The 26,372-nt window shown below is 69.9% G+C and carries 19 protein-coding genes and 1 pseudogene; 7 read left to right on the top strand and 13 right to left on the bottom strand.

Annotated elements, in window-relative coordinates; genetic code table 11:
• Window positions 1–82 precede the first annotated feature (82 nt).
• The gene (locus ACLEQD_RS00205) at window positions 83–2,020 is read left to right on the top strand and encodes a glycoside hydrolase family 15 protein (protein ID WP_410380779.1); all 1,938 of its coding nucleotides are present in this window, start codon (window positions 83–85) and stop codon (window positions 2,018–2,020) included.
• 103 nt (window positions 2,021–2,123) lie between these two features.
• Window positions 2,124–2,606, top strand: a complete 483-nt coding sequence (locus ACLEQD_RS00200) for a hypothetical protein (protein WP_410380777.1) — start codon at window positions 2,124–2,126, stop codon at window positions 2,604–2,606.
• A 59-nt stretch (window positions 2,607–2,665) separates the two neighbouring features.
• Here the strand turns inward: ACLEQD_RS00200 and ACLEQD_RS00195 are convergent, their stop codons facing one another.
• From ACLEQD_RS00195 to ACLEQD_RS00170, 6 genes and pseudogenes are all read right to left on the bottom strand, one after another.
• Complete coding sequence (locus ACLEQD_RS00195) at window positions 2,666–3,361, bottom strand: carbonic anhydrase (RefSeq protein WP_410380775.1); 696 nt, start codon at window positions 3,359–3,361, stop codon at window positions 2,666–2,668.
• A pseudogene (locus tag ACLEQD_RS00190) lies at window positions 3,358–4,925 on the bottom strand (SulP family inorganic anion transporter). The gene ACLEQD_RS00195 and the pseudogene ACLEQD_RS00190 overlap by 4 nt, the downstream one beginning before the upstream one ends.
• Before the next feature lie 179 nt (window positions 4,926–5,104).
• On the bottom strand, window positions 5,105–6,457 hold the full coding sequence (locus tag ACLEQD_RS00185; protein ID WP_410380773.1) for a sigma-54-dependent transcriptional regulator: 1,353 nt from the start codon (window positions 6,455–6,457) through the stop codon (window positions 5,105–5,107).
• Window positions 6,454–8,121, bottom strand: coding sequence for an ATP-binding protein (locus ACLEQD_RS00180; RefSeq protein WP_410380771.1), 1,668 nt, complete (start codon window positions 8,119–8,121; stop codon window positions 6,454–6,456). Before ACLEQD_RS00180 ends, ACLEQD_RS00185 begins: the two co-directional genes overlap by 4 nt.
• 82 nt (window positions 8,122–8,203) lie before the next feature.
• Complete coding sequence (locus ACLEQD_RS00175; protein WP_410380770.1) at window positions 8,204–9,469, bottom strand: collagen-like protein; 1,266 nt, start codon at window positions 9,467–9,469, stop codon at window positions 8,204–8,206.
• 398 nt (window positions 9,470–9,867) lie between these two features.
• A complete protein-coding gene (locus tag ACLEQD_RS00170) occupies window positions 9,868–10,650 on the bottom strand; it encodes an SGNH/GDSL hydrolase family protein (RefSeq protein WP_410380769.1) in 783 nt (260 codons plus the stop codon).
• A gap of 274 nt (window positions 10,651–10,924) precedes the next feature.
• Between ACLEQD_RS00170 and hemN the strand changes: the two genes are divergently transcribed.
• The 5 genes from hemN to cydC all read left to right on the top strand — a co-directional run bounded on the left by hemN (window position 10,925) and on the right by cydC (window position 18,245).
• Window positions 10,925–12,295, top strand: coding sequence for an oxygen-independent coproporphyrinogen III oxidase (hemN, locus tag ACLEQD_RS00165; RefSeq protein ID WP_410380767.1), 1,371 nt, complete (start codon window positions 10,925–10,927; stop codon window positions 12,293–12,295).
• 121 nt (window positions 12,296–12,416) lie between these two features.
• The gene (locus tag ACLEQD_RS00160) at window positions 12,417–13,868 is read left to right on the top strand and encodes a cytochrome ubiquinol oxidase subunit I (RefSeq protein WP_410380765.1); all 1,452 of its coding nucleotides are present in this window, start codon (window positions 12,417–12,419) and stop codon (window positions 13,866–13,868) included.
• Between the two features lie 36 nt (window positions 13,869–13,904).
• The gene (gene cydB, locus ACLEQD_RS00155; protein WP_410380764.1) at window positions 13,905–14,912 is read left to right on the top strand and encodes a cytochrome d ubiquinol oxidase subunit II; all 1,008 of its coding nucleotides are present in this window, start codon (window positions 13,905–13,907) and stop codon (window positions 14,910–14,912) included.
• Window positions 14,913–14,919: 7 nt separating this feature from the next.
• Window positions 14,920–16,602 carry a thiol reductant ABC exporter subunit CydD gene (cydD, locus tag ACLEQD_RS00150; protein ID WP_410380762.1) on the top strand — a complete coding sequence of 561 codons (1,683 nt, stop codon included), beginning with the start codon at window positions 14,920–14,922 and terminating at the stop codon, window positions 16,600–16,602.
• Window positions 16,599–18,245 carry a thiol reductant ABC exporter subunit CydC gene (gene cydC, locus ACLEQD_RS00145; RefSeq protein WP_410380760.1) on the top strand — a complete coding sequence of 549 codons (1,647 nt, stop codon included), beginning with the start codon at window positions 16,599–16,601 and terminating at the stop codon, window positions 18,243–18,245. The genes cydD and cydC overlap by 4 nt, the downstream gene beginning before the upstream one ends.
• A gap of 77 nt (window positions 18,246–18,322) precedes the next feature.
• On the opposite strand, the gene ACLEQD_RS00140 is transcribed toward cydC, so the two are convergent.
• The 7 genes from ACLEQD_RS00140 to ACLEQD_RS00110 form a co-directional block, all read right to left on the bottom strand.
• On the bottom strand, window positions 18,323–19,138 hold the full coding sequence (locus tag ACLEQD_RS00140; protein WP_410380758.1) for an FkbM family methyltransferase: 816 nt from the start codon (window positions 19,136–19,138) through the stop codon (window positions 18,323–18,325).
• The gene (locus ACLEQD_RS00135) at window positions 19,135–20,370 is read right to left on the bottom strand and encodes a JmjC domain-containing protein (protein ID WP_410380756.1); all 1,236 of its coding nucleotides are present in this window, start codon (window positions 20,368–20,370) and stop codon (window positions 19,135–19,137) included. Before ACLEQD_RS00135 ends, ACLEQD_RS00140 begins: the two co-directional genes overlap by 4 nt.
• Window positions 20,371–20,397: 27 nt before the next feature.
• A complete protein-coding gene (locus tag ACLEQD_RS00130) occupies window positions 20,398–21,591 on the bottom strand; it encodes a cupin domain-containing protein (protein WP_410380754.1) in 1,194 nt (397 codons plus the stop codon).
• Between the two features lie 182 nt (window positions 21,592–21,773).
• A complete protein-coding gene (locus tag ACLEQD_RS00125; RefSeq protein WP_207057902.1) occupies window positions 21,774–21,989 on the bottom strand; it encodes a hypothetical protein in 216 nt (71 codons plus the stop codon).
• A gap of 98 nt (window positions 21,990–22,087) precedes the next feature.
• Complete coding sequence (locus tag ACLEQD_RS00120) at window positions 22,088–22,984, bottom strand: phytanoyl-CoA dioxygenase family protein (protein WP_410380752.1); 897 nt, start codon at window positions 22,982–22,984, stop codon at window positions 22,088–22,090.
• 152 nt (window positions 22,985–23,136) lie between these two features.
• Window positions 23,137–25,377 carry a peptidase domain-containing ABC transporter gene (locus ACLEQD_RS00115; protein ID WP_410380750.1) on the bottom strand — a complete coding sequence of 747 codons (2,241 nt, stop codon included), beginning with the start codon at window positions 25,375–25,377 and terminating at the stop codon, window positions 23,137–23,139.
• On the bottom strand, window positions 25,367–26,311 hold the full coding sequence (locus ACLEQD_RS00110) for an efflux RND transporter periplasmic adaptor subunit (RefSeq protein ID WP_410380748.1): 945 nt from the start codon (window positions 26,309–26,311) through the stop codon (window positions 25,367–25,369). The genes ACLEQD_RS00115 and ACLEQD_RS00110 overlap by 11 nt, the downstream gene beginning before the upstream one ends.
• Between the last annotated feature and the right edge of the window lie 61 nt (window positions 26,312–26,372).

Genomic DNA, 26,372 nt, shown 5'->3' with positions numbered 1-26,372 from the left:
GGCGGGTGCGCCCGGCAGCAGCGGACGCCGTGGCTACGTTGAGGGCGGGAGGTCGCGCTCCTGCCCCGCGACACGCCTGCTCATGGACCTCTACAGCGCCGCCAGGCGGATGGCCCGCCCCTTCCGGTTCACCAACCCGGCGTCCTACCGGGAGGTCTCCCTGGCGGGCCGCGGGGTGATTGGCGATGGAAGCTCCTGCGCGCTCGTCCGGCCGGACGGCGTCATCGACTGGCTCTGCTTCCCCCGCTTCGACAGCCCGAGCGTCTTCGCGGGCATCCTCGATGACGAGAAGGGGGGCATCACCGGCATCACCCCCGTCGTGTGGCCCTTCGAGAGCCTGCAGCGCTACGACCCGGACACCAACGTCCTGGAGACGCTGTTCCGCTTCGAGCGCAAGGGGGCCATCCGCATCATCGACTACATGCCGTGGACCAACGACCCGCGCTCCACCGTCCACGAGGTGCACCGGCGCATCGAGTGCCTGGAAGGCCCGGTGGAGCTGAACGTCGTCTTCGACCCGCGCTTCGGCTACGGGGCGTCGCGGACGCGGGTGGAGCGGGAGGAGCACGGCCTGGTCGCCCGCGGGTCGGGAGGGGAGCGGCTGGTCGCCGTGCTCAGCGGGGAGGCGGAGTGGCGGCCCTGCGAGCCATTGCGCGGTCAGCCCTGCCGGGGAGACAGGGGCCTCCAGACGCGCATCCGGATGGGGCCGGGCGAGCGGCGCTGGATGATATTGGCGTGGGACGCCGACCGGCCGGAGCCGCTTGCCGCGTACCGTCCCTTCGACCACCTGCGGGACACGCGCCAGGCCTGGCGCGAGTGGGCGCAACAGCTCCACTACGAAGGGCCGTGGCGGCACCACGTGCTGCGCTCCGCGCTGGCGCTGAAGCTGCTGATGTACGGCCCCACGGGCGCGATGGTGGCCGCGGCCACCACCTCGCTCCCCGAGTGGATTGGAGGGCCTCGCAACTGGGACTACCGCTTCAGCTGGGTCCGCGACTCCGCGATGGCGGTGCGCGCCACCAACCTGCTCGGCTTCCAGGGCGAGTCGCGCGAGTTCTTCTACTTCATGCGCGACACGCTGCAGCGCGGTGACGGGCTCGAGGTGATGTACACGCTGGACGGTGCCCCCGTGCCGCCGGAGCGGGAGCTGGACCACCTGGCCGGCTTCCAGGACTCGCGGCCGGTGCGGCTGGGGAACGGCGCGAGGGACCAGTTCCAGTTCGACACCGCGGGCGCGCTGCTCGACGCGGCGTACCTCTACGAGCGCTCCGGCGGGCGGCTGCCGCTGCGCACCTGGAGGCTGCTCCGGTCGGTCATCCACACCACCGCCCGCCGCTGGAGCGAACCCGACCACGGCATCTGGGAGCCGCGCCGGGAGGTGCGGCACAACGTCCACTCGAAGCTCATGGGGTGGCTGGCCCTGCGCCGGGGGCAGCACCTGGCGCGGCTCTTCGGGGAGACGGCGCTGGAGCACTCCAGCGCCGCCCTGGCGGACGTCGTCCGGGCGGACATCCTGCGCCACGGCGTGGATCCGGCGCGCAAGCACTTCGTCGGAGTCTACGGAGGCAACGAGCCGGACGCCGCGCTGCTGCAGCTGCCCATCGTGGGCTGCTTCCGGGGGACGGATCCGTACATCCTGAGGACGATCGACTGGCTGCGCGCGGAGCTGGGCGCGGGCCCGTTCCTGCGCCGGTACCGGATGGATGACGGCGTAGGGGGGCCGGAGGGAGGCTTCATCCTCTGCGGCTTCTGGCTGGCGGAGGCGCTGGTGCTGGCCAATCGCATCCAGGAGGCCGAGGACGTCTTCGTCGCGCACGCGGAGGCGTCGAACCACCTGGGGCTGCTGGCGGAGGAGATCCACCCGCTGACGCGCGAGCAGCTGGGGAACTTCCCCCAGGCCTTCAGCCACCTCGGCCTCATCAGCGCCGCCGCGCGCATCGACCGCGCGCTCAGGCTCCGGGACGAAGGGCAGTCGGAGCCCCCGCACCTCCTGGAGCCCGAGCCGCCCTCCATCGAGTGACCCTGTTCCTCCTGGACACCGCGACCCCTCGAACCTGGCGCTCGCTCCCCAACTCGCTGATGGGTGCGGCGCGCGTCAGCCCCAGGAGGTATGAGGTATGCCCATGAGCAATGAGCACACGCCCGCCGAGCCCGAGGTCATGGAGCCCACGTTCTGGCGGAAGAACGGCTGGTCGGCCCGGGTCATCAAGAACGAGGAGGATGACGGCTGGGCGGTGGAGATCCGCAAGCAGGGGCTCTCCGAGCCCGCCCTCATCAGCCCGTGGGTGATGGGCCGCGACAAGAAGAACCCCAAGCCCTTCGACTCGACGGCGTTCGCGACCTTCGTGAAGACGGCCTCGGAGGTCCTGGACCGCTCCGCGCGACAGCGCGACCAGGCCATGACCAAGAAGCTCTCCATCGCCTGGGAGGGCCGCTGGTACGAGGTCCGGCTGGAGCTGGTGGCCGATGAATATGAGCCCCACGCGTTTCTCTCGGCCATCGACGACGCGGGCGCGACCGTCGCGAAGCATCGCGTGCCGGTGAACTTCAAGTTCACCCGCGACGTCGCCAACGCGTGGGTGCGCGGCGGCTTCAGCGAGCCCTGAGTGAAGCAGGGCCCCGGCGATCCGCGCTGGACGCGGGATCGCCGAGGCTCGATGCCGCCTTACTGGACGGCGCGCAGGGCCGGCGGCTCTACCGTCAGCTCCGTCAGGAGCCGCTCGCCCTCGGTCTCGTCGATGGGGACGAAGCGGCCGAGGTCGGCCCGGTAGGCGTGAACCTGCGCCGCCCCGATGTCGAACCACCAGCCGTGCAGCCGCAGCGTTCCCGCCGCGAGCCGCTCCCGCACGATGGGATACGTCTTCAAGTGCTCCAGCTGCTCGAGGACGTTCAGCTGCGAGAGGCGGTCCGCGTCGGGCAGCCCCACGCCCACCTGGGTGTTCTGCTGCAACGCCTTGAACGAGGGCGCTCCGTGCGCGAGCCACTGCACGAGGTTCGGCGCGCCGTCCACGGCGCCTCCGGCCAGGATGGCCTTCATCGCGCCGCAGCTCGAGTGGCCGCAGACCACGACGTCCTCGATGGGCAGGAAGCCCAGGGAGAACTCGATGGCCGCCGCCTCCGAGCGGTCCGCCGTGCTCTGTCCGTCGAGCGTGGCGGGCGGCACGAGGTTGCCCACGTTGCGCACGGTGAAGAGGTCACCGGGGTCCGTGGAGACGAGCAGGTTCGGCACCACGCGGCTGTCCGAGCAGCTGATGAAGAGGCAGTCCGGGGACTGCCCCTTCGCGAGCCTCGCGAAGGTCGCCCGGTACGAGGGCAGCGTGTGACGCCGGAAATCGAGCAGACCTCTGATGAGCTTCTTCACTGCGCACCTCCGGAAGCGAGAGACGAAACGTGATGAACGGGGGAGGAAGGGGATGAAGCAGTCGCCGGAACGGGGGCCGCACGCGCGCTGCGCCGGGTCCAGACGTCCTCGAGCGGCTCCATGGTCACGGTGCCGCCCGTCTTGCGATACGTGTCAGCCCAGCTCTCCAGCGCCTCGAAGCCGGAGTGGTCGAGCGTGTTCACAGCCACGTCCACCTCCACCCTGGAGCCGGAGGGAATCTTCGCGAGCGCCGTCGACAGCTTCGGCACCCCGACGAAGGTCAGCGCGCCGCTGATGCACACCTGGTGGACGCCGTTGACGGCGCGGGTCTCCACGCGCACCTGGCCCAGCTGCCACAGCAGCCGGAGGATGGCCGCGCCGAGTCCCAGCCCGATGCCCGCGAGCAGGTTGATGCCCACCACGCCGGCCACGGTGATGAGGTAGACCGGCAGCTCGCCGCGGTGCCGCAGCTCCCGGATGTGCGCGAGGTTCACGAGCTTCAGGCCCACGTGCACGAGCAGACCGGCGAGCACCGTCAGGGGCACGTAGGACGCGAGGCCTCCCAGCAGCGTCACGAAGGCGAGCATCCACACCGCGTGGAGCACCGCCGACCAGCGCGTCTTCGCGCCGGCGTTGATGTTCGCCGCGCTGCGCACGATGACGCCGGTGATGGGCAGACCGCCGACCAGACCGGACACGGTGTTCGCCACGCCCTGAGCGAGCAGCTCGCGATCCAGGTTCGCCCGCGGCCCGTGTGGAGCTTGTCCGTCGCCACCGCGCTCAGGAGCGACTCGGCGCTCGCCACCAGGGCGAGGGACAGCACGGCCACGATGAAGGCGCCCCACATGGACCCTTCCGGAAGGGACGGCAGCTGGATGGCCGACAGCGCATCCGAGGCCAGCTTCACCCGCGCCACGTTCGCGTTCATCAGCGCCGCGACCACGGTCCCACCCACCACCGCCACCAGCGGCCCCGGGACCTTCTTCAGCCGCCCGTTCGGCAGGAACTGCCACGCGATGAGGATTCCCAGCGTGAGGAGCCCCAGCAGCGTGGCCGGCCCATGAAGGTCCAGGATCTGCCCCGGCAGCTCCCGCAGGTTGTTCCAGGCGTTGCTCTGCGGAGAGCCGCCCAGGACGATGTGGACCTGCCCCAGCACGATGAGGATGCCGATGCCCGCGAGCATCCCGTGGATGACGGCGGGCGAGATGGCGAGCGCCGAACGCGCCACCTTCAGCGCGCCGAGCGCCACCTGCACCAGCCCCGCCGCGGCCACCGCCGCGCACGTCACGGCGAAGCCCAGCTGCTGGATGAAGCCAAAGACCATCACCGCGAGGCCCGCCGCGGGGCCGCTCACGAGCAGCGGCACGCCTCCCAGCACGCCCACCACCATGCCACCCACGACGCCCGCGATGAGGCCCGCCATGATGGGCGCTCCCGAGGCGAGCGCGATGCCCATACAGAGCGGCAGCGCCACCAGGAACACCACCAGCGAAGCCGGCAAGTCCGAGGCGAGGATCGCCTTCAACGAGGGCCTCTCCTCCGCAGCTTTTCCACCTGAAGTCATTGCTTGAGCTCTCCTGTCATCTGCCGAACCGCAAAAGGGCTCGAAGTGAGAGGAGGCCTACGCAAGCGTCATGCCGGGCCGTTTCGGGCCCTTCCCGCCTGGGGCGTGGCCCGTCAGCACCGGGGGATGAAAGAAACTTGAAGCCCGCGCCTCAAGCGATGAAAGACTTTTTAAGTCCCTCACTCCGAGGTGGGGCTCTCCTCCAGGCGGCGGAGGAAGGTCGGATAGGACAGGCCCAGGGCGCGGGCCGCCTCCATGCGCCTGCCGCCAAGCTGCTCGAGCACGTGCCGGACATAGAGCCGCTCCACTTCATCGAGCGGCCGGGGTGGGCCCGACACGGAGAAGGCGTTGGGGTCCACCGGGGCCGGCGTGCCGCCGCCCCTGGCGAGCGACTGCAGCTCGAGCGTGGGCCCGCCCTCCAGCACGAGCGCTCGTTCGAGCACGTTGCGCAGCTCCCGCACGTTGCCGGGGAAGGGGTAGCTCAGCAGGCGCTCCTCCGCGGCGGGAGAGAACGGGACGGGGCGCCGGCCGAGCTCCGAGCACAGCTCCAGCACGAGCGTCCGCGCGAGCGGCAGCACGTCCTCGCGACGCTCGCGCAGCGGGGGCACGTCCACCCGGAACACGCTGAGCCGGAAGAGGAGGTCCTCGCGAAAGCGCCCGGCGGCGACCTCCGCTTCCAGGTCCTTGTTGGTGGCGGCCACGATGCGCGCGGTGCTCGTGAGCTCCGTCGTGCCACCGAGCCGCCGGAAGGCCCCCTTGTCGAGGAACGTGAGCAGCTTGGCCTGGAGCGCGAGCGGCAGCTCCCCCACCTCGTCGAGGAAGAGCAGCCCGTCGCTCGCGAGCTCCACGAGCCCGCGCCTGGCCGTCTTCGCGTCCGTGAAGGCGCCGCGCTCATGGCCGAAGAGCTCGCTCTCCATCATCGTGGCCGGGAGCGCGGCGCAGTTGATCTGCACGAAGGCGCCCTGCTTCTGGCGCAGGGCGTGGAGATGGCGGGCGAGCACCGCCTTCCCGGTCCCGGTCTCCCCGAGCAGCAGGACGGGGCTTCGCGGCGTGGTGGCGATCCGCTCCAGCATCTCCAGGGTGCGCTGCATCGCCGGCGAGCGGGGCTCCGCCATCCGATGCTGTCCTTCGAGGACGCTCTCCGCCTGGCGCAGCCGCTCCTGGAGCTGGAGGTCGCTGGCCGCGCGGCGTGCGCGCATCACCAGGTCGTCGATCTCGACCGGCTTGCTCAGGTAGTCGCGCGCCCCGGCCCGGATGGCCTCGACCGCGCTCTCGATGTCGCCGTGCGCGGTCACCATCAGCACGACGGTCGCGGGGAGCTGGGCGCGCAGCTCGGGCAGGAAGACGAGCCCGTCTCCGTCCGGCAGCCTCCGGTCCAACACGACGAGGTCGGGGGCTTCCGCGGCGAGCGCGACGCGGGTCTCGTGCAGCGACCGGGCAACCCGGACGCGAAACCCCTCCTGGCTCAGCATGGAGGCCGCGAGCGAGGAGAAGGTCCTGTCGTCGTCGACGAGCAGCAGGGAGGTGCTCATGAGGCCATTCTCTCGAGCGGAAGGCGGACCGTGAAGCGGCTGCCTCCGGGCACGCGGGTGTAGGAGACGCTTCCTCCATCATGCGCACGGATGGCCGTGCGCACCATCGGAAGCCCGAGCCCGATGCCCTTCGACCGCCCCACCGCGAAGGGCTCCCAGAGCCGCGGCTCGAAGGCCGGGGGCACTCCGCCCGCGTTGTCCTCCACGATGAACACCACCTCCGCGCCGTCGCGAAGCAGGCGGACCTCGACGCGGGGCGTGGGCTGCTGGCCGGTGTCATGGGCCACGGCGCCGGCCTCGACGGCGTTGCGCATGAGGTTGTCGACAGCGGAGACCAGCAGCGTCGGGTCCCCCTTCACGAAGAGCCCCTCCTGCAGCGTGGTCTCGATGGAGACATCCGCCGCTTCCGGCAGCAGCCGCACGGCCTGGAGCGCGTCCTGGACCAGCAGGTGCATCTCGCAGCTGCGCCGCTGCGTGGACTGGGGAGAGGCGAAGCTCAGCAATGAGCGGGCAAGGTGGCCAAGCCGGTCCGCCTGGGAGCGCAGCGCCTGGACGGGCAGGGTCGTCTCCCCTCCCTTCGCGCGGATCATGCTGAGCGCGGCCTGCATGCTGTTGAGCGCGTTCTTCACCTCGTGGGCGATGAGCGAGGACGCCGTGCCCAGCGCGGCCATCGTCTCCTGGCGCCGCAGCTGCTCCTCGGCGGCCACCAGCGAACGGTAGGAGCGGCGCAGGAGCACCGTGAAGAGCAGGAGCACTCCGCCGAGCAGCGCGGTGTGGAAGCCGAGCTGGCCCAGGTAGCGGCTCTTGAGCACCGCGCGGTCCTGCGCCTCGTCCTCGAGCACGGCGAGCAGCATGCCGGTTCCGGGGACGAGCGCCGCCGCGCCGAGCAGCCGCGTGCTTCCGAGCGAGACGGCCCCGGGAGCGTCCACCAGCGGGCGGAGGCGGGTGGCGAGCTCCGGCTGGCGCAGCAGGGGCGGGGGCGTCGCCGGCAAGAGGATGCGGCCGCTCTCGCCGAGCAGGGCGACCATGGACTCGTGCGTCCCGCGAGGGGTCGGGAGCAGCTCGTTCGCCGTCGCGAGCTCGCCCACGAGGAGGCCCACGACGCGCTCGTCGCGCACGATGGGGACCGCGACCGCGACGAGCCCTCCTCCCTCCTCGTCCAGCAGTCCGACCGAAGCGGCCCGCTCCCTCACCATCCGCCGGAACCACGGGCGCGAGGCGAGCGGTGTGCGCCCGAGCGGCATCTCCACCGGGTCGCTCCAGATGCGAGCGCCGTCCGCGGACACCATCGCGACGCCCCCCGAGAAGAGAGACGTGTGCCCAAAGGCATTCTCGAGGAGCGCCACCTCGGACGCCGCGGCGCCATCCTCGGGCCGGAGCGACGGGTGCTCCGCCAGCCGTTGCAGCTCCGAGCGCAGCAGCCCGAGGTGCGCGCCCAGGGCCTGGGCCTGGAAGCCCGCGCGGTCCGCAAGGTGGATGAGGAGCTCGCCCTGCGCCGCCTTCACGTCCTCCTGGTAGGCCAGGAAGGGGCTCACGAAGGCGGCGCCCCAGAGGAGCATCAGGCCGACCACGGCGGACCGGCCCGCTTTTCTCTGCGTGCGAAGCAGCTCGCCCGGTGGGGGCACCAGGGAGGTCAGGGAGGGATGGGCCGGGGGCGACGACATGCGGCCATCATCAACACACTGTCGCGGACGCCTCCAGGGGCGAGTCGACAGCGGAGGTGCGTGTCAGGCCATGCCCCCGCGCTCAGTAGAAGAGCAGCTCCGGCTGGTCTGCCTTGACGGTGATGATGTCTCCCGTGGTGCCCGCCTTGGCGGCGTCACCGGCCGCCGTGGACTTCGTGCCGTCTCCGCCATTGCCCGCGCAAGCGCCACCGCCACCGCCAGTCTGGACCAGCGTCGTGGCCGTGCCAGAGACGGCCGACGCGCCCGCGGCGCCACCGTTCACCTGGACGTTGGCGGGGTTCACGATGACGGGCGCGTTCGCGCTGAGGAACTGGATGATGCCACCACCGCCACCACCGCCGCCGCCATACATCTGGCCCGCCACCGGACTGGCGCCATTCCAGCCAACGGCTCCATTGCCGCCATTGGCGAAGATCCTGCCGTTGGTATCCACGGTGATGGTGCCACGGGAGAGGAGGCTGACGACGCCGCCACCACCGCCTCCGCCGCCCGCCACGGGGGTCGGCGCTCCGCCGGGCCGGTTGATGGTGGGGACACTGTTGTTGATGCCCTGGCGACCGTTGGTGTCGATGTAGCCGCGGATGATGATGTTGCCCTTGGCGGCGAGGATGAGCCGCCCGCCCCCATCGCCGCCGAGGATGTCGGGGTTCGTCGTCGAGCGGAACCCGCTCCCGCCCCCCAGGAGGTCGGCGCGGGAGACCAGGGACGTGCGCCCCAGGTCCAGGCCCTTGCCTCCCAGGTGGTTGAAGGAGGCGGACATGGCGATGCCCCTCTGCGACGGGTTCAGGGTCTGAATATGGAAGTCGGGGCTGACGATGATGGCGCCGGTCTCACCGATGACGATGTCGCCGGTGGCGCGAATCATCGTCCCACTCGACACGATGAGCGTGCCGTCGATGGTCACGTTGTGGAACATCAGGTTGGCGCCAGCGGGCGTGAAGTTCCCGGCCTGGAAGAACTGCGGATTCGCGAAGGAGGAGAGCGTGAAGTCCCCCGCGGAGCCGTCGCCGTAGGCGAACGCGAGCGCTCCGGACTCACCCTGGAGCCCCTGCGAGCCCGTGTCGCCCTTGGGCCCCTGCGGGCCCGTCTGGCCGGTGTCGCCGGTGTCGCCCTTGGGCCCCTGGGGCCCCGTCTCCCCCACCGCGCCCACCGCGCCCGTGTCGCCCTTGGGGCCCTGGGCGCCGTTGCAGAGGTACTTCGTGGCGGACGCGTTCACCTCGCCTTCATCCAGCAGGTCGCCGTCGCCGTTGCGGTCGACGCCGGTCTCCAGCTTGACGCCGCCGAACCCGCAGTTGGCGCCCGCGGGCTCGGGCGTGGTGAGCAGCAAGGCGCTCAGCCCCTGTGGCCCCTGCGGACCTCCCGCGGGGCCCTCGGGCCCTTGCGGACCTTGAGGGCCCTGGGCACCCGGTGGGCCCTGAGGCCCAGCAGGGCCCTGGGTGCCATCCGAGCCCGCCGAGCCCTTGCAGGCGGCGACGCCGAGCAGCCCCGCCGAGAACACGACTCGCAGCACATGTGAACGAAGAACCCCTGTCGCAACAAGGACGCGCATGACTCCCCCAGGTGAAACAAGACGCGTGCGGTCCGGGAGCGGTCCCTTGACGGCACGAGGCAACCGGGTGCGTGGCCGCGCACACCGGGAGACAGCGAGCGCGCATTCTGCATCCAGGGGCCTGCTGTCCGCCAGTGGACTCGGGGGGCGTGAGGGCGGGACTCCGAGAGGCCCGGTCAGAGGTGCTCGCGGATGGCCTGGTACCAGCGCGCCGCCATCTTCTCCTCACCGATGAGATTCGGATGGACCCCGTCATACGTGTCCGTCGAGGGGTTGAAGTCGGTCCACTGGTCCACCACGTAGACAGGCGAATCCGCCGTGCTCTTGGCCGCGGCCAGCCCGGGCATGCGCTGGTTGAGGGACTGGATTTTCAGCGCCAGCGCGGCGCCCGCGGTGGGGATGAGCTGGGCCAGGAACACCTTCACCCGTGGGTTCACCACGCGCAGCCGGTCGATGATCTGCTCCAGCTCCGACACGGTGCTGTCCTCTGTCTGGTCATGGTACGTGTCGTTGGTGCCCAGGTGGATGAGCACCAGGTCGGGACGCGAACTCTCAGCCCAGTTGGAGATGTTCGCGAGCACCTGATCCGTCCGCCAGCTCCAGTGGCCCTCATGGTCGCGGTCGAACCGGGGCGCGAAGCAGGTGTTCTCCCCCAGGTAGCCCGTCGACAGGGTGCCCACGAAGTCCGCCCTGTAGCCATTCCGGGTCAGCTTCCGCCAGAGCTGGCACCGGTAGCTGGCGTGCCCCGCCGCCCCCTGGGTGATGGAGTCGCCCAGCGGCATCACCTTCTTCGGTGCCAGCACGGTGACGCCCGCCGCCTCCGTGCGCAACGCCTCCGGCGACGCCCCTTCCAGGGGACCGCCGCAGCCGAGCAATCCCAGCAGCGCCATGCCCAACGCGCCGCACCGCTGATTCATCCTCCGATGCATCAGGAGCCCCCTCCAGGAAATGCTGTTCATGAATGCCTTCACCTCCAGGAACGCAATCAAGCCTTTTTCCATGGAAGACAGGCATCCCAAGACACAGCCAGGGATGTGGAATTGAAGCCACTTCCCATGCGCTGGCTGCCCGCGGCGTCGGTCCCGGGCATTGCTCTCGCATCGCGGTGCACGCCCTGGCGTCAGGACGTGAGGAGGTCCGGGGCCCTGGGGAGGTGCGCAGACGTTGCGCGCCCGCCCCGGGGCCTCCCTCGGGTGCAGGCTGGCACGGGGTTTGGATTGGAGCAGGGGTCTGATGGACCAACCCTTCGACCTCCCCACGCCGTCCGAGGAGCTGCTGGCCCGCTACAACGTCGCCGGCCCGCGCTACACCAGCTATCCCACCGCCCCCGAGTGGCGCGGCGACTTTGGCCCCGACGCCCTCGCGGAGCGCCTGGCCCTGGCCGGCGCGCGGGAGGCCTCGGAGCCGCTGTCCCTCTATGTCCACCTGCCGTTCTGCCGCAGCCTCTGCTGGTACTGCGGCTGCAACGTCGTCATCAGCCAGGACCCGGGCGCGGCGGACCGGTACCTCGACCACCTCGTCATGGAGATGGACCTGGTCGCCCGGCGGCTGGGCGGGCGGCGGGGCCTGTCGCAGCTCCACTGGGGCGGCGGCACGCCCACGTTCCTCACCGAGGCGCAGCTGGAGCGGCTGTGGACGGAGCTCACCCGCCGCTTCACGCCGCTGCCGGACGCGGAGGTGGCCATCGAGGTCCACCCCGCGCTGACCACGCCGGGCCAGCTGTCGCTGCTGCGCCAGCTGGGCTTCAACCGCGTGTCCATGGGGCTCCAGGACTTCGACCCCCTGGTGCAGCAGACGACGAACCGCCTCCAGACGCCCGAGCAGACGCGCGCGCTGCTGGAGCATGCGCGCGCGCTGGGCTTCACGGGCGTGAACTTCGACCTCATCTACGGCCTGCCCCACCAGGACGCGGAGCGCTGGGCCCGCACGCTGGAGGCGGTGCTGGAGATGCGGCCGGACCGGCTCGCCGTCTACTCCTTCGCCTTCATGCCGGACGTGCTGAAGCACCAGAAGCGCATGCCCGCGCAGGCCCTCCCCGCCGCACGCACCAAGCTGGAGCTGTTCCGCGCCGCGTGCGAGGCCTTCCTGACGGCGGGCTACCGGCCCATCGGCATGGACCACTTCGCGGTGCCCGAGGACGAGCTGGCGCGCGCACAGGCCGGGCGCCGCCTGGGCCGCAACTTCCAGGGCTACACGGTGAAGGCCGCGTCGGACGTGGTGGCGCTGGGCAGCACCGGCATCAGCGACGTGGGCGGAGCGTATGCCCAGAACGTGCGGCCGCTGCCGTCCTATTACGCGCGGGTGGCCGAGGGGCGCCTCGCCACCGAGCGCGGCATCGTCCTCACCGACGACGACCGGCGCCGCCGCGCCGTCATCACCCAGCTGATGTGCAACTTCTGGACGGACCTGGGCGACGAGGGCGCGACGTACTTCGCCCCGGAGCTGGAGCGGCTGCGCGCCTTCGAGGCCGACGGCCTCCTGGTCCGCGACGGCACGCAGCTGGAGCTGACGGCGCTCGGCCGCCTCTTCGTGCGCAACGTGGCGATGGTGTTCGACGCCCACCTCGCCAGGGCCGAGAAGCCCCGCTTCTCCCGGACGGTGTGAGGGCGGTCCCGGGCGCAGAATCTGCGCGGGTCCATGGGGCGCGGTGCAGCTGTTGCGCAGGCTCCAGGGCGCCCCCGAGGCATCGTGAACGGCGGGGCAATTGCAATGACGCCCCTCCGTCATGACCAGCCTTGAACTCGCGCGATGGCAGTTCGGAATCACCACGGTCTATCACTTCATCTTCGTCCCGCTCACCATCGGGCTCGCGCCGCTCGTCGCGCTGCTGCAGACACTCTGGGTGGTGACGCGCAAGCCGGCCTGGCTCCGGCTGACGCGGCTCTTCGGCAAGCTCTTCCTGATCAACTTCGCGCTCGGCGTGGTGACGGGCATCGTCCAGGAGTTCCAGTTCGGAATGAACTGGAGCGAGTACGCCCGCTTCGTGGGGGACGTGTTCGGCGCTCCGCTCGCGATGGAAGCGCTGGCGGCCTTCTTCATTGAATCCACCTTCCTGGGCCTCTGGATCTTCGGCTGGAAGCAGCTGCCGCGCGGGCTGCACCTCGCCTCCATCTGGCTGGTGGCGTTCGCCGTGAACCTCTCGGCCTACTTCATCCTCGCGGCCAACTCCTTCATGCAGCACCCCGTCGGGGCGCACTTCAACCCCGCCACCGGGCGCGCGGAGATGACGGACATCCTCGCGGTGTTGACCAACAACACGGCGCTCGTGGCCTTCCCCCACACGGTGACCTCCGCCTTCCTGGTCGCGGGCACCTTCGTGGCGGGCATCTGCGGCTGGCTGATGGTGCGCTCGAGCCAGGCGGGTGAAGCGACGGAGGCCCAGACCTTTCGCGGCGGGCTGCGGCTCGGGCTCGTCACCGTCATCGTCTCCGGCATCGGCGTGGCGGTGAGCGGGGACGCCCAGGCGAAGCTGATGTTCCAGCAGCAGCCCATGAAGATGGCCGCGGCCGAGGCGCTGTGCGACGGCCGCGCCGGAGCGCCCTTCTCGCTGCTCGCGGTGGGCGACCTGACCAACGACTGCCAGGGCGTGCGCCACCTGCTGGAGCTCCCCGGCCTCACCTCCTACCTCGCCAGCGGTGACTTCCAGGCACCGCTCGAGGGCGTCAACGACGTCCAGAAGCGCTACGAGGAGCGCTACGGCGCGGGGCCGGACTACGCGCCGAACCTCGCCGTCACCTACTGGTCCTTCCGCCTGATGATTGGCCTGGGCTTGGGGAGCGCGGCGCTGGCGCTGGTCGGGTTCTGGCTCACGCGGGGAGGCGCGGCGAGCAACTCGGAGCGGCTGGCCCGGCTCAGCCTCGCGGCGCTGCCCACGCCGTTCCTCGCGTGTTCCTTTGGTTGGATCTTCACTGAGATGGGACGGCAGCCCTGGCTGGTGGCGCCCAACCCCACCGGGGTGGACGCGCTCCGCCTGTTGACGGCCAGCGGCGTGTCCACCGCCGTGTCGCCCGCCATGGTCTGGACGACGCTGATTGGCTTCACCTGCGTCTACGGGGCGCTGGCGGCGGTCTGGTTCTACCTGATGCGGCACTTCGTCCGTGCGAGCCTGAAACATCCGGCGCCCGTCGCGAGCGAGGACAGCCACCCTGAAACCGCGCCGCTCTCGTTTGGCTACTGAGCTCCGGCCCCTCTTCCCTGACATCGATAGAAAATCATGGAACTGAATACACTCTGGTTCTGTCTCATCGCGGTCCTGTGGACGGGCTACCTCGTGCTGGAGGGTTTCGACTTCGGCGTGGGGATGTGGCTCTCCATCCTGGGCAAGACCCCGGCGGAGCGCCGCGCGGTGCTGCGCACGATTGGCCCGGTCTGGGATGGAAATGAGGTGTGGCTGCTCACCGCCGGGGGCGCGACGTTCGCGGCCTTCCCGGAGTGGTACGCGACGCTCTTCTCCGGCTTCTACCTGCCGCTCTTCCTCATCCTCGTCGCGTTGATCGTGCGCGGCATCGGGCTCGAGTTCCGGTCCAAGCTGGACAGCCCCCTGTGGCAGCGCCGCTGGGAGCAGGCCATCCAGGTGGGGTCGTGGGTGCCCGCGCTGCTCTGGGGCGTCGCCTTCGCGAACATCGTGCGCGGGGTTCCCCTGGACGCGAAGCATCAGTTCACCGGGACCTTCCTCGGCCTCCTCTCCCCCTTCGCGCTGCTCGGCGGCCTGGCCACCACCCTGCTCTTCCTCAGCCACGGCGCGGTCTTCGTCGCGCTGAAGACCCAGGGCCCGCTGCGGACGCGGGCGCTCGGCTGGGCGAAGCGGATGGCGCTGCCCACGCTGGCGGTCAGCGGGGCCTTCGGGCTGTGGACGCAGGTGCAATACTCGGTGGCGTGGACGTGGCCGGTGCTGGGCTTCGTGGCCCTGGCGCTGGGGGCGGCGGCGCTGAGCGTCTGGCGGGAGCGGGAGGGCTGGTCCTTCACCTTCAGCTGTCTGGCCATCGCGGGCGTGGTGGTGCTGCTCTTCGGCTCGCTCTTTCCGGACGTGATGCCGGCGATGGAGCCGGCGCACTCGCTCACCGTCCAGAACGCGTCGAGCACCCCCTACACGCTGCGGATCATGACCTACGTCGCCGTTGCGCTGGTGCCGTTCGTGCTGGCCTACCAGGGCTGGACCTACTGGGTCTTCCGCCAGCGCGTCACCGTCGACGAGCTCACCCCGGCGCTGGGAGAGGGCTGAGCGTCCCATGAAGCCGCTCGACCCGAAGCTCCTGCGGCACGCGAGCGCCGCGCGGCGCTACGTGCTGCTCACCGCGGGCCTGGGGCTCGGGATGGTCGCGCTCACGGTCCTGCAGGCGCGGGGGCTGGCGGGGCTGCTGGGGCATGCGCGCGAGGCGGCCGCAGGCCCTGAAGCCCTCCTCTGGCTGGGCGGCGTGTGGCTCCTGCGCGCGGCGCTGGCGGGGCTCCAGGAGTGGACGGGGAAGCGGAGCGCGCACCGGGTCATCGCGCAGCTGCGAGCAGGCCTGCTCGCGCGGCTGGCGTCCCGGCCGGAGCGGGAGGGCGCTTCGGCCAGCGGGGTGGCGCAGGTGGAGCTGGCGACGCGTGGGCTGGACGCGCTGCAGCCGTATCTCGAAGGCTACGTGCCGCAGCTGCTGCTCACGGCGCTGGCGACGCCGGCCCTGCTCGTCTGCGTGTGGCGCGCGGATCCGGTCTCCGCGGTCCTGATGGCGGGCTCGCTGCCGCTCATCCCGCTCTTCATGGTCCTGGTGGGCCGCTTCACGCGCGAGGCCACGGTGCGGCAGCTCGCGAGCATGCAGCAGCTGAGCGCGCGGGTGCTGGACCTCATCACCGGGCTCGCCACGCTGCGGGCGCTCGGCCGGCACCGGGGCGTCGCGGCCCAGGTCCTCCGGCTGAGCGAGGCGCACGCGCGGACCACGCTCCAGGCGCTGCGGCGCGCCTTCCTCTCCAGCTTCGTGCTGGAGCTCATCGCCACGCTCTCGATTGCCACTGTGGCGGTGGGGATTGGCCTGCGGCTGCTCGAAGGGGCGATGCCGCTGGAGACGGGCCTCTTCGTGCTGTTGCTCGCGCCCGAGGTCTACGCGCCGCTGCGTCAGGTGGGCGCGCTCTTCCACGCGTCCGCGGAGGGCGCCGAGGCGGCGGCGCAGGCCATCGCGCGGCTCGAAGCCCCCCAGCCCGCGCGCGGCACGCTCGCGGCGCCCCCGCTCACCTCGGGGACGCTGGAGCTGCGGGACGTCTCGGTCGCCACGCGCGACGCCGATTGCCGCGCACCGGAGGGGCTCTCGTTCGCGCTGCCGTTGGGACAGGGCCGCATCCTCGGGTTGCGAGGGGAGAGCGGCGCGGGCAAGAGCACGGCCCTGGCGGTGGTGCTCGGGCTCCTGCCGCCCACATGCGGGGGCGTCTTCCTGCGGCCCGAAGGCGCGGCGGCGCTCCCGCTCGGGTCGCTCGACCTGACGACGTACTGGGCCCAGCTCGCGTGGCTGCCCCAGCGGCTGCACCTGGAGCCCGGCACGGTGCGCGAGAGCGTCTGTCGAGGGCGCGTGATCGCGGACTCCGCCCTGTCTGCCGCCGCGGAGGCCACCGGCTTCGATGCCGTCGTCGCGCGGCTGCCCGACGGCTGGGACACGCAGCTGGGCCGGGACGGACAGGGCCTCTCGCTCGGGCAGCGGCAGCGGCTCGCGCTCACCCGGGTCCTCGCGGGCGACGAGCGGCTGCTGCTCCTGGACGAGCCCACGGCGCACCTGGATGAAGTCTCCGAGCAGCGCGTCCTCGAAGCGCTGAAGCGGCGCGCCCGGCAGGGAACGACCCTGCTGCTGGTCAGCCACCGCGCGCGGACGCTGGCCATCGCGGACGAGGTCCTCACGCTCCACTCGCAAGCCCCTTCCCCGGACACCCTCGCGGAGGCCGCATGAGCCGTCATCCCTTGCGTCAGGTGCTGCCGGAGCTCGGGCTCCGTCCCCGCACGGTGGGCTTCGCGGTCGCGCTCGGGACGGCCGCGCTCTTCGCGTCGACGGCGCTGGGCGCGCTGTCCGCGTGGCTCATCGCGCGCGCGGCGGAGATGCCGCCCGTGCTCGACCTCACGCTCGCCATCGTCGGCGTGAGGGCCCTGGGGCTCTCCCGCGCGGGCCTGCGCTACGCCCACCGGCTCGTCGCGCACGATGTGGCCTTTCATGGCGTGGCGCGGCTGAGGGCCCGGCTCGTGGACGCGCTCGCGCGGGGGCCGCTCACCCGGGTCCTGGGCCTCAAGCGCGGGGACCTCGTCGCGAGGCTCGGCGGCGACGTGGATGCGGTGGGCGAGGCAGTCATCCGCGCGCTCGTGCCCATGGCCATCGCGGTGGGAGTCGGCGTCGGCAGCGTCGCCCTGCTCGCCTTCTTCCTTCCGGCGGCGGCGGGGGCCCTGGCCGTGAGCCTGGCCATCGCGGGGGGCGTGGCGCCCTGGATGGGGGCGCGCGCGCTGGCCCTCCTGGAGAAGGCGTCGTCGGACACCCGGTCGCATCAGCTGGCCACCTCGCTGGAGCTGCTCGAAGGCGCGGCGGAGTGGAAGGTCTCGGGACGGGCGCCGGTGTTGCTGGGAGCGCTGCGCGAGGACGACCTGCGTCTGGAGCGCCTCTCCGCGCGGGCCGCGCGCTGGACCGCCGCGGCGACCTTCCTGATGCACGGCGCGTGGAGCGCGAGCGTGGGGGCGGCGCTCGTCCTCGGCTTCGCGGCGCTTGGACGCGGAGCGCTCTCGCAGGTGGAGCTCTGTGTCGTCGTGCTCGTGCCGCTCGGTGCGTTCGAGGCCCTCCAGTCCATGCCCGCGGCGCTGACCCAGCTGCTGCGCTCGACCGAGGCGGCCCGGCGGCTGCTTCCGTTCCTCGAGGTGCCCGAGGCGGAGCCCCTGTCCACCGCGTCCCCCTCCCCCGCTCCGGCGGCCCACCTGCGCGCGGAGGGGCTGGCGTGCGGCTGGCCGGACCGAAGCGCGGCGGTCTCGGGCATCGACCTCACGGTGCGGCGAGGCAGGTCGCTCGCCCTCACCGGGCCCAGCGGGAGCGGGAAGACGACGCTGCTGCTCAGCCTGGCGGGGCACCTCCCTCCGAAGGCCGGGGCGGTGAAGCTCGGCGAGGTCTCGCTCGCGGACGTGGGGGAGCAACGCCGGGTCGAGCTGCTGCACTACTCGGCCGAGGATGCGCACCTCTTCGACACCACCCTGCGGGAGAACCTCCGGGTCGTGCGCGCGACGCTCACCGACGACGAGGCCGTCGCGGCGCTGCACAAGACGGGCCTGGGCGAATGGTACGCGCGGCAGCCGCAGGGGCTCGACACGCCCCTCGGCCGCGGGGGCGAGGCCCTCTCGGGAGGCGAGAGGCGGCGCGTCCTCCTCGCGCGCGCCTGGCTTTCAGCGGCCCCCTGGCTCCTGCTGGATGAGCCCACCGAGCACCTGGATCCGCGCACCGCCGCGCGCGTGATGCGAGACCTCGATGGGATGAAGGCGCACGGGCGTGGCCTGGTGGTCGTCACGCATGACGCGGACGTGGCGCGCGCGCTGGACAGCGTCCACACACTCGCGCCGGCCTGAGGCCCGCGCGTCCCCCTCCAGCGGCACTTCTCCCTGCCCACAGCGAGAGCGAGGAGGGTGTTCGCCGTGACGGCGCTCTACCGCTTCCTCACGTAGGCCGTGTGGCCATTGCCAATGGTGGGATAGCGCATGCCCCATCCCGGCTCGAAGCCCAGCTCACCGAGGAACGTGTCGATGTCCTCCACCGTGGGAGCGCCGACGTAGCGCTCCTTGATGTTGACCTCCAGGTGGATGAACTCGATGTGCTTGAGGGTCTGCCGTGCTCCCTGGAGCGCCTTCAGCTCCGCGCCCTGGATGTTCAGGTAGAGGGTGTTGTAGCGGGTGTCACCTCCACCTTCCGCGAACTCCCGGAGCAGGCTATCGAGCGTCCGCACGGGAACCGTCACGCGCTCGTTCACGGACATGGCCTCCCGCAGGCGCTGCTGCTCGAACTCCGTCACGTTGGGCGCTTGCAGCGAGCTCAACATGCTGTGCGCCATGACAAAGAAGTCCGCCTCCCCGTCATGATCGCTGATGGCGCACTGGGCCACGTGGATCTGCGTTGGCTCTTCGCAGTCCAGCATCTGGTCGCGCACCATCGCCATCGCGCTGGTGGCCTTGGCCACGGTCGTGAGCCGCTTGAAGACGTCTTCCTGCGGCTCGACCATCAGCACGTTCCGGTAGCCCAGCAGCAGCCACACCCACAGCAGGTATCCGGAATGCGCGCCCAGGTAGAGGACGCCCCTGGGCTCGATGTGGAACTTCCTCAAGAGCGTGCCGAGGACCATCACCTCGCGCAGGGACTGATCGTACCAGCCGGTCTCCCCATCGGGACTCCAGATTCGCGCGACGGACTTCTTCCAGAGCGTGTCCAGCTGGGGGGAATGCTCGTGGTAGATGCTCGGCTTGTTCATGCGCTCTCAGGCCGGACTTCGGCTTTCGCGGCCGGTGGGGTCGCGAACGTCAGGATGCCCATTGAAATCAAATGCTTCACAAGGCGGACGCGCTCCGGATCCGTGTACCAGCCCGGGATGTCCTTGACCGCGAACTGCTGGGTGGTGCTGATGAAGTCCAGGGCGAGGAGGAGCTTCTCCGGACCATGGTAGTAATAGCCCGGGAAGATGAGCTCGGTCTGGCCCTCGAAGAGGTGCGCCTGCACCTCGATTCCCGGCCTTCGCTTGACGACCGTCGTCGCGTCGACGCTCTCCACGTGACGCAGCAGCTCGAAGTGCCCATCCGGAAGGAAGGGCAACCGTTTCCGGTGCTCACGCTTGAGCGCTTGGAGCGCCCCCTCCCAGTCCGGCTTCTCGAAGGTCTTCGCGGCCAGCTCGCGGAACCGAGGCTCCGACTTCGCCTTGCCGGACGGGCGCAGCGGGCCACCAAAGCCCATCGCCCGCCGCAACTCGATGTCCTTGACACTGGCCCCCGCGACGGCGCGGCCCAGCAAGTCCGCGTACGTCACCCGCTGCACGGTGAACACGAGGTGCAGGGAGTGCGAATCCTGGGTTTCGACCATCGGGAGGGCGTCGCTCGACGAAGCGCCTCCCGGCAGGTTGGAGAAAGGCAGGTACAGGGTGTCACCGGCCTTCAGGGACAGCGACTCGCCGCCCCCTTCCGGGCCCGCGGACGTTCGCGGCGCCTCCGGCGACAGGGGCTTGAACCTGCCGGGCGGCAGGCGCCAGGTGGACGCCCCCTCCAACTGGAGCACGAAGAAGCTGCGACTGTCGTTGAAGGTGCCGGCGTTGCATGAGCGAGGAGGCGCCGCGATCAAATCCGCGGTGATGACAAAACCGGACTGCCGCGCGATGGCGCTGACCAGCCGGGTGATGGGCTTCCAGCGGACGTGCATCTCCCGGAGGGCCAGACTCTTTCCGTCCGAGAACTCCTTGTAGAACTCGGAGAGCGTCGTCTTGCGAGGCCGGCGGGGCCAGGCCGCGGCGAACTGGGTGCCCTGGATGAGGTGGATGTTGTTGTTGGTGAAGGACGAATTGATGAGCCCGTCAAGCTCCGCGGAGGAGAACAGCGAACTGAAGTAGTCGGGCGCGTCCCGCCTGACCACCAGGGAGCTGCGCTCCCAGAAGGCACTGGAGAACTGCTCCAGGGGCGTAGGCGAGAGGACGGCTTGGAGGTTTTCGCAATGGCTCATGGCTGTCTTCCGAAGGAACCCGTGCCGTCAGCGTTCGCCCTTCGGCTCCGCGATCTTCAAGAAACCGACCTGGATGAGGTCGCGGACCAGGGCGAACTGCTCGGGCGCGCCGGGGCCGGGAATGTCTCCGGCGAGGAACCGCTCCTCCGTGGCCACGAAGCGCAGCGCGGCCTCGCGCTCGCGGGCCGCAAGGTAATGGCCTCCCGGGAAGTGGAGCTTCACCTTGCCGCCCTGGCTGAGCACGACGCCATCCATGCTCCTGCGTCTTTCCAGCGGGGTCCCCGCATGCACATGCATGCCGCTCCCCAGGCAGGAGAAGTGCCCGTCCGCCAGCGGGGCGATCCGGTCCAGGAACTTCGCCGCCAGCCGGTTGCGCGAATCCTCGAAGTGGGCCGAGCCCGCCACCTGCTCCGCCAGTTCCTGGGCCCGCTCGAACAGCCGTGAGGCGTGGGCAGTGTCCACGCAATAGCCGAACGGCAGGCTCTCCTGGAAGCGCGGATCCCTCTCCGCGAGGTCCATCACGGACTCCGTGATGAGCTTCTCCCAGGTGTCCGGGAACAGGCCGAACGTCACATGCAGCGAGGAGCAGGTCCGGGTCCGGGGCTCGTGGATGACGCCCTTGGGGAAGTAGAGCAGGTCGCCGGCCTTGAGGTTGATGACGTGGGAGGGCCCGTCCGCGGGCTTGCTCTGGCGCTCGTATTCGCCCCGCTCCTTGCTGTAGCGGGGGAGCTCGGGGCCAGAGTCATACAGGCGCCACTCCTTCTCCCCTTCGAGCTGGAGGGCGAAGATGTCGTGATCATCCCAGTGGGTCTTGAACCCCTGCGAGTTCTCCGGGGTCGCGTAGGAGAACGTGCTGATGTAGCAGCCAAAGGCGCGCGCCAGCGCGTTCGCGATCTCCCCCACGGGCGGCCAGCACTGGTGGATGTTCCGGATGACGATGGTGTGGCCGTCGCGGTAGCGCTCGTAGAACTGATAGAGGGTCGTCTTGTTGTCACCCTCCACGTTGGGATGGGTGACGCTCCCGGATTTGGCCATCCGGACCTCGTCATTCGTCATCGAATGACCCAGGAACGAATCCAGCTCCCCGAGGCTGAACAGGTGCGAGTAGTAGTCCGGCCGGTTCCTGGGGATGTGGAGGACCTTCTTCTCCCAGTACTCGGACAGGAACACCTCGACCGACATCGGATGGAGGATGAACTCGAGCGCGGACAGGTCTGGCATTCTCACATCGGATCCCGGGGGGGTGTGGCCTTGACGATGCACGGCGGGCACGACCTCCGTCCGGATGGACGGAGACCCGCCCCTGGATGAACCTGTCCACAGGCATCGGACAGGTGTCTCAGCTCAGGTTGAGCGACCCACCCACGGCGCCTCCCGAAGGAGGCCCGCCGCGGTCAGCCGTCTCAGCCCTCGATGACTTCGGTGCCGTCCGGCAGCTCGACGTTCTCGATGGCCTGCAGGCCGCCGACGACGCCGGACAGGTCGCTCTCGGTGAGCTCCACCTCGAGCTGCGAGGCGACGGCCGCCTCGAGGGACAGGCCCTTGGCGCTCGCGAACGCCTCCGCGCGGGCGCGGGTCTCGCCAGACATGTTCTGGATGATGCTCTTGACGTTGCTCATGGGGGTACTCCCTCTCGTTGTGGGGGTGAATTGCCGACCCGTTGCCTTGAGGTGCACCTCGGGCGAAAGGACGACAGGTGCTGCGTGCTACACCTGGGCTACAGCTCGAATTTGAGCAACTGCGTGAGATGGCGCGTGGCGGACGGCCCCAGCTCACACATCCGGGAGATCCCCACCTGTTCAATCAGCCGGTTCTTCAAGGGCAGATCCTCAGGGCGGGGGTAGTACTTCGCGGACAGCCTTCCAAAGGGACGCTTGCGATCCAGTCCCAACAACTGCCTGCGCACCGGGTCCTGGACGCGCGCATCCAATGCACCGACGGACATCTCATCCACGGGGAACAGCCAGCGGAACGCCCACTGGACGAAGATGGCCTTCCGGGTGAACGCGGACAGGTTCGGGCTCCCCTGGCTGTGCAGGGTGCGCTGCTGGAACAGGACCGCGGAGCCCGCCTTCACGGTCAGGGGCCGGGCCTCCGCCGGCGGAGCGGTGAAGGGCCTGAACTCCTCCCGCCAGTTGCGCTCCTCCATGAGCGACAGCGGGTAGATGAAGGTCTGCCCCCGACCGGGCTCAACCAGGTCGGTGAGGTAGAACCCCACTTTGATGGCGGTCATCGGCGGCTGAAATTGAAGATCCTGACTGAACATCCCGCCGTCTACATGCCAGTCATAGCGATACTTCTCGGCGGAGGCGTCCGGCGGACGCACATTGTAATGGGTGTGATTGACCCAGATGTTCCAGCCCAGCAGGCCACTGATTCTTCCCAGCACCGCCGGATTGTCGACCAACTCCAGGAACGCGTCGTCCTGTCCCAGGATGTCGAGCCGGTTGTAGAACGCCTCCGGAGGGCTCTCCTCCCGCTGGCGGCACCTTTCAATGGCTTCCGTCAGGCCGCTGACCTGCGCGGGTGAGAGGGCATCGGGAACGACGAGATAGCCTTCGCGCTCAAAAAAGGCTCGCTCGTCACGGGTAGGCCAATGGTCGGACAGACTCATGCGGGGAGAAGCCTCACGTGCCGAGCGCTGGAGTGAATGCAATGGTCTATCAGAGCATGAGAAATGTCAACAACCCGCAGAACCCGGAATGACGATAGATTATTTGAGTTCAACTCACCTCAACCCCACTCAACACACACCTGGCACGGGAATCAGGCGCCGCGAGCCATGGCGGGCGTGGCTTCCATCTGGGAATGGACGAGCCGGGAATAAATGCCACCGAGCGCGAGCAGTGTCTCATGTGACCCTGTTTCGACGACGCGGCCCGCGTCCATGACGACGATGAGATCCGCGCTGCGGATGGTGCTGAGCCGGTGGGCAATGACAATTCGTGTACACTTCAGCGACGTCAGCGCCTGCTGGACCTGGCTTTCGGTGGTGGCATCCAGCGCGCTCGTTGCCTCGTCCAGCAGGAGCACCGCGGGCTTGTGCATCAGCGCCCGGGCCAGTGCCAGCCGCTGCCGCTGACCGCCTGACAGGGAAGAGCCCCGGTCCACCATCAGCGTGTCGTACTGCATGGGCATCGCCATGATGTCGTCGTGGATGTGCGCGAGCTTCGTGGCTTCAATCACGGCCTTCATGGGCAGCTCGCGCGACCCCAGCGAGATGTTCTCCCGCAGGGAGGCCGGGAAGAAGGCCGGATCCTGGAGGACGACGCCCATCTGGCCGCGCAGCAGGCGCAGGTCCATGCGAGTCAGGTCCACGCCGTCGTAGATGACCCGTCCAGAGGTCGGCAGGTACAGCCCCAGCAACAGGTTGGCCACGGTGCTCTTGCCCGCGCCCGAGCGTCCGACGATGGCGACCATCTGCCCGGGTTCGATGCGCAGGGAGACGTCCTCCACGACCAGGGGCGCCGCCGGGCTGTGGCGGAAGGACACCCTGTCCAGTTCGATGCCGCCCAGCAGCTGCGGCGCACGGCCCGCTCCCTGCGCGGGCTGCTCCGGCGGCGTGTCCAGCACGTCATTGATGCGGTCCAGGTAGGTGCCCAGCAGCTGGAACTGGCCCGCGGAACCAATCAGCTGGGACAGGGGGACGAGCAGCGCGGCGGTCAGCGCGTTGAGGCTGAGCATCTCCCCCAGCGTCAGGTGCTTCTCCAGCACCAGGAAGGCGCCCAGGCTCAACAGCGCCAGCGGCGACGCCAGCCGCAGGGCCGCCATCACGGAGTCCACCCACAGGGTCAGCCGTCCACGGGACAGGGATGCGTTCAGCACGTCCACCAGGAGGTGCGAGTAGCTCTCCACCGACCGCCGCTCCGCGCCGAAGGCCTTGAGGGTCTGGATGCCCGTCAACATGGAGATTTGATAGCTCTGACTCTTGGCATCCAGCTCCAGCCCTTCCGACAGGAGGCTGCGGCGCTTGTTGCGGGTCAGCACGAAGAGCAGCACCTGGCTCAATCCCAGGATGAACACGGCCAGTCCCATCCAGGGGCTCGCGATGAACAGCATGGCGAAGTAGAGCAGCACCATCGTCCCGTCGAGCAGGGTGGAGATGGTCGTGGACGAGAGGATCTCCCGGATGTTCGCCTGGGAGTTCATGCGCATCATCAGGTCGCCCGCGGAGCGGACCTGGAAGAAGGAGTAGGCCAGGTCCACCAGGTGATCCAGGAACCCGAGCCCCATTGTCAGGTCCAGGCGGGTTCGCAACTCCAGCAACAGGTGGCCCCGGATGAGCGAGGCCATGAAGTGGAACAGCACCAGGCTGGCCAGCGACACGCCCAGCACCAGCAGCAGGTGGTAGTCGCCACGAGGGACGACCCGGTCCACGATGATTCCGGTGAGCGCGGGAACCCCGAGCGAGAAGAGCTGCAGGGCGGCGGACAGCAGGACGATGCGTCCCAGCGAGTCCGCCTGCACCAGCAGGGGCAACAGATAGCGCAAGCTGTTGCGCCGCTCGGGGGCCATGGGCTGGAAGTCCGCCGCGGGCTCGAAGACGAGGACCACGCCCGTGAAGCGCTGGCGGAAGTTCTCCAGCGCCACCGTGCGCCGTCCCTGGGCGGGATCCACGATGGACACGAGGTCGCCGGAGATCTTCTCGAAGACGACGTAGTGGTTGAAGTCCCAGTGGAGGATGGCGCCCACGGGAAGGTGGGGCAGGCGATCCAGGTCGATGGAGATGGCCCGCCCCCTCAACCCGAGCCTTCGCCCCGTGTCCAGCAGCGTGCGGGCCCCCACGCCATCGCGGCCCGCGCCGGTCAGCTCGCGGACCATGTCCAGTGTCATCTCCCGGCCGTGGTAGTGCAGCACGATGGTGAGGCACGCCGCGCCACAGTCGGTCGCCGACAGCTGGCGCACCTCGATGAGCCGGCGCGACCGCCGCTGCAACCGATTCATCGCGGGGAACCGCTCCGACAACCTCGGCTTGCGCGGCCCCGGCGCGTCCTGTTCAACCGTCATGGGGGAAGAGCACCTTGAGCCCGGGGATGAGGGTCAGGAAGATGGGCTCCGAGCGGACCGCCACCTCCGCGTGGGCGGGCATGCCGTCGAAGTACCCGAACACCCTTCCCTCCCGGGAGAAGGTGCGCGAAGGCAGGCGGGCCCGCACCAGCACGAGCGGCCCTTCGGGCTTGACCGCGTCCGCCAGGTCAGGCCCCAGGTACCGCTGCAGCTCACCCGGGCCGATGATCTGGTCACCCACCGACTCGATGAGCACCTCCCGGTAGTCATAGCGGAAGCCATCCAGCTCGACCCGCAGCGGCATGCCGGGACGCAGGAAGGGGCGGTAGTAGCCGGGCAGCAGGGCCAGCAGGTACACGGGAGCGTCGTCTTCCACCAGCGAGGCCACCTGCGCGCCCTGCGTGAGGTATTGCCCCGGCTGGATGCGCAGGTCCCCCACGACGCCTGTCACAGGGGCGCGCAGTGACCGCGCATCCAGCTTGGAGCGGGCCAGCTCCAGCTCCGCTCGCAGGGTGGTCAATGACTGACGGGCCGACACATCCGACAGGTCGCGCATATATCGCACCAGGTGCAGGTCTGACTCGTACTGGATGCGTGCCAGCGAGTTGCGCTCGTCGTCGGACATGAGCGTCACCAGCAGCTGGCCCTGGGACACGCGCTGGCCGGGTTGGACGGCGACGGACACCACGACGCCCCCCAGGGGGGCGGTCACGTCCGTGCGGCGCTCCACCCGCACGAGCGCGGCCCCGGAGGCGTACTCGGAGACGGTGCCCACCGCGCAGAGCACGACGCCCACCACCAACAGCCCGACCAGCAGTACGTAGGCCGCCCGGGTCCATTCCGGAGCGATGCGCAGCACATCACCGTCCTGCCGCCCATGCTGCTGGTAGTGATCCAGCGCCTCCTTGCGAAAAATGGATGGATTGCCTCCCACGGTGTGGCTCCTGGTCCCGCCGGCACGAAGGGACGTGCCAGGAACGGCGGGCCTGATGTGT

Origin of the sequence: Corallococcus sp. 4LFB (genome assembly GCF_046520365.1) — a bacterium.
Classification (GTDB): domain Bacteria; phylum Myxococcota; class Myxococcia; order Myxococcales; family Myxococcaceae; genus Corallococcus; species Corallococcus caeni.
Note: the sequence above shows the minus strand (reverse complement) of the source record. Positions and strands in the feature narration are given on the sequence as shown.

Excerpts from the sequence above, each read along its gene's own strand:
- ACLEQD_RS00130 (WP_410380754.1), bottom strand. The coding sequence starts at position 21,591 with ATGCCAGACCTGTCCGCGCTCGAGTTCATCCTCCATCCGATGTCGGTC.
- ACLEQD_RS00115 (WP_410380750.1), bottom strand. The coding sequence starts at position 25,377 with ATGACGGTTGAACAGGACGCGCCGGGGCCGCGCAAGCCGAGGTTGTCG.
- ACLEQD_RS00185 (WP_410380773.1), bottom strand. The coding sequence starts at position 6,457 with ATGAGCACCTCCCTGCTGCTCGTCGACGACGACAGGACCTTCTCCTCG.
- ACLEQD_RS00125 (WP_207057902.1), bottom strand. The coding sequence starts at position 21,989 with ATGAGCAACGTCAAGAGCATCATCCAGAACATGTCTGGCGAGACCCGC.
- cydB (WP_410380764.1), top strand. The coding sequence starts at position 13,905 with ATGGAACTGAATACACTCTGGTTCTGTCTCATCGCGGTCCTGTGGACG.
- ACLEQD_RS00140 (WP_410380758.1), bottom strand. The coding sequence starts at position 19,138 with ATGAACAAGCCGAGCATCTACCACGAGCATTCCCCCCAGCTGGACACG.
- ACLEQD_RS00180 (WP_410380771.1), bottom strand. The coding sequence starts at position 8,121 with ATGTCGTCGCCCCCGGCCCATCCCTCCCTGACCTCCCTGGTGCCCCCA.
- ACLEQD_RS00200 (WP_410380777.1), top strand. The coding sequence starts at position 2,124 with ATGAGCAATGAGCACACGCCCGCCGAGCCCGAGGTCATGGAGCCCACG.
- cydC (WP_410380760.1), top strand. The coding sequence starts at position 16,599 with ATGAGCCGTCATCCCTTGCGTCAGGTGCTGCCGGAGCTCGGGCTCCGT.
- ACLEQD_RS00205 (WP_410380779.1), top strand. The coding sequence starts at position 83 with ATGGACCTCTACAGCGCCGCCAGGCGGATGGCCCGCCCCTTCCGGTTC.
- ACLEQD_RS00160 (WP_410380765.1), top strand. The coding sequence starts at position 12,417 with ATGACCAGCCTTGAACTCGCGCGATGGCAGTTCGGAATCACCACGGTC.
- hemN (WP_410380767.1), top strand. The coding sequence starts at position 10,925 with ATGGACCAACCCTTCGACCTCCCCACGCCGTCCGAGGAGCTGCTGGCC.
- cydD (WP_410380762.1), top strand. The coding sequence starts at position 14,920 with ATGAAGCCGCTCGACCCGAAGCTCCTGCGGCACGCGAGCGCCGCGCGG.
- ACLEQD_RS00170 (WP_410380769.1), bottom strand. The coding sequence starts at position 10,650 with ATGAACAGCATTTCCTGGAGGGGGCTCCTGATGCATCGGAGGATGAAT.
- ACLEQD_RS00120 (WP_410380752.1), bottom strand. The coding sequence starts at position 22,984 with ATGAGTCTGTCCGACCATTGGCCTACCCGTGACGAGCGAGCCTTTTTT.
- ACLEQD_RS00135 (WP_410380756.1), bottom strand. The coding sequence starts at position 20,370 with ATGAGCCATTGCGAAAACCTCCAAGCCGTCCTCTCGCCTACGCCCCTG.